Annotated in this window: 3 protein-coding genes; 2 read left to right on the forward strand and 1 reads right to left on the reverse strand. The window is 64.5% G+C overall.

All coding sequences use genetic code 11. The annotated features are described in order from the left end of the window. On the reverse strand, nucleotides 1–491 hold a 491-nt coding region (locus DBR22_RS23205; RefSeq protein ID WP_258229429.1), incomplete at its 3' end, for an IclR family transcriptional regulator. Between the two features lie 186 nt (nucleotides 492–677). Here DBR22_RS23205 and DBR22_RS23210 point away from each other — a divergent pair. Beyond that, nucleotides 678–1,490, forward strand: a complete 813-nt coding sequence (locus DBR22_RS23210) for a GNAT family N-acetyltransferase (RefSeq protein WP_108600908.1) — start codon at nucleotides 678–680, stop codon at nucleotides 1,488–1,490. Nucleotides 1,491–1,500: 10 nt separating this feature from the next. Then, nucleotides 1,501–2,112, forward strand: coding sequence for a DinB family protein (locus DBR22_RS23215; protein WP_108600909.1), 612 nt, complete (start codon nucleotides 1,501–1,503; stop codon nucleotides 2,110–2,112). Nucleotides 2,113–2,352: the final 240 nt, after the last annotated feature.

Consider the following 2,352-nt stretch of genomic DNA (forward strand, 5'->3'; position numbering starts at 1 on the left):
GGCAGCGCGGCAAGGATTGCCCGGCCGCTGGCGGTGAGATGGCTCGGGAGACGGACGCCGACGTCGGTCACCAGCGACGGGCGGTTCTTGGCCCGTTCCTCCACGATGTACAGCACGTCGCGCCCATGGAGTACCGCCAAGTGCGCGCTTTCGCCAATGACGTCCACCAGCGATGCCAGCAATGGCCGGCCCAAACGCGAAAGTGGCTCCTGCCGCGAATAGGCCGAGCTGAGTTCAAAGGCGCTGATGCCGAGCCCGTAGCGCTGCTCTTCATGCAGGTGGAGGACAAACCCGTTCGCCTCCATCACGCCCAGGAGGTGGTAGACACTGGAGCGCGGCAGGCCCAGCGACGTGGCAATGCTCGACGCCGCCATCGGCCCCCGCTTCGAGGCCAGCAGTTTGAGGATGCGCAGGGTGTTCTCGGCGGCAGGGACCTTCGACGTCACCTTTGGCTCACGGCCTCCTTGGGGCTCAGCCGCATCTGTCATCATGAGTCTCCATCCTCTGCCGCCGAACGGCTCTTGGTGCGGGCATCTCCCGCACTGTCCGGGATCCCGCACTCAACCTTGCGCCCTTAGCCGAGGGCTGCAGAGCCATCAGATCATTATTTGCGTCTGGAATACCAGACTATGGTGGGCTGTCACCCTTCCCGTCGACAGTGTCCTAGGCTGAACCGCATGACCACACCCGCCGAGGTCCTTGCTGCGTACGATTCCCAGCTCCGCAGGCTGGTGCCCCTGGTGGTACCGACGGGCCACGACTATCAAATGCTGGGACACCTGCTTCGAGTGACCGGACAGCGGCGGGGCTTCATCGAATCAGCCCGCGATCTCGGGGCAGAGGGCGAAATACTCGACCGGCTGATCGAGGAACAGCGTGACTACTTTGCCGGCCGCGGAGAAGCCGTGGAGTGGAAAACCCGGGCGCATGACCACCCAGGAGACCTCGAGCTTCGCCTCCTCGCCGCAGGCTTCCTGCCGGAAGACAAAGAGACCGTGATGGCAGGCGAATCGGCCACGATGGCCGTTGAGCCCATGGTCCCGGAAGACGTGCAGCTAAGACAGGTGTCCGGACTGTGCGACCTTGAACGGATTGCCGCCATGAAATCCGCAGTGTGGGGCGTTGATTACGGCTGGGTGGCGGAGGATCTGCATGGCCGATTGGCGGCGGACCCGGCAAACCTGGTGGTCTTTATGGCCGAGGCTGCAGGGGTTGTGGTGTCAGCAGCCTGGCTGGAGATCAACCCGGGCACAGACTTCGGCGGACTTTGGGGCGGCTCGACCTTGGAGCAATGGCGTGGCCGCGGGATTTACAAGGCCCTGGTGGCCGCCCGCGCCCGGGTGGCGGCCACCCGAGGGGTGAAGTACCTCCAAGTGGATGCCTCTGCTGACAGCGAGCCGATCCTGCGAAGGCTGGGATTCACCGCAATCACGACCACCACACCGTATGTGTGGACGCCGCCCGCCGGCGGTTCCGGCACTGTTGGATAGAGTGCCCGTCATGGACGAAAAGGAAACGCTGCATCGCTATCTGCGGGTCCGGCGGGATAACCTCCTGGGCAAGCTGGACGGGCTGAGCGAGTACGACATCCGCCGGCCTCTCACTCCCACAGGCACCAACCTGTTGGGGCTGGTCAAGCACCTGGCCAGCGTGGAACTTGGCTACTTTGGTGAGGTCTTCGGACGTCCCAGCGGAGTGCCCCTGCCTTGGTACGACGACGATGCCAAGCCTGACGCCGACCTATGGGTCCCCGCCGACGAAAGCCGTGAGGACATCGTTGAGCTGCACCTGTCGGCAGCGGCGCACAGCGACGCGACCATCGATGCGCTGCCGTTGGATGCACCCGGGGTGGTGCCGTGGTGGCCAGAGGACAGGCGGCACGTCACCCTGCACCAGATCTTGGTTCACATGGTTGCGGAAAGGGCCCATCACCTGGGCCATGCAGACATCCTGCGCGAACTTATCGATGGAACCGACGGCCAGCGGCCCGGGGATCCGAACCTCACGCCGCGAGGCCCGGAGGAATGGGCCGCTCACCGTTCCGCCGTTGAGGATGCGGCGCGGGCTGCCTTCGATGCGACGCCGAAGACTCAAGACCGTCATAACCCCTAAACCTGGACGGGTCCGCCAACCTGGACGGTTCGCCAACCTGGACGGGTCCGCCAACCTGGACGGTTCGCCAATCTGGGGAAAGCTCGGCCCGGATTCCAGGCGCGCGGTAACGACCCGTGCATGTTCTTCACTCGTGCTGCAACGCGGCTCCTGTTTCCGTTGCGTGTCCTGCAATTTTGTCCGGTAACCATGGTGGTTCCCAGTCGGGTTGTTCGCTGGCGTAGTGTCTGCCGGTGGGTG

Source organism: Arthrobacter sp. HMWF013, assembly GCF_003061105.1.
GTDB lineage: Bacteria > Actinomycetota > Actinomycetes > Actinomycetales > Micrococcaceae > Arthrobacter.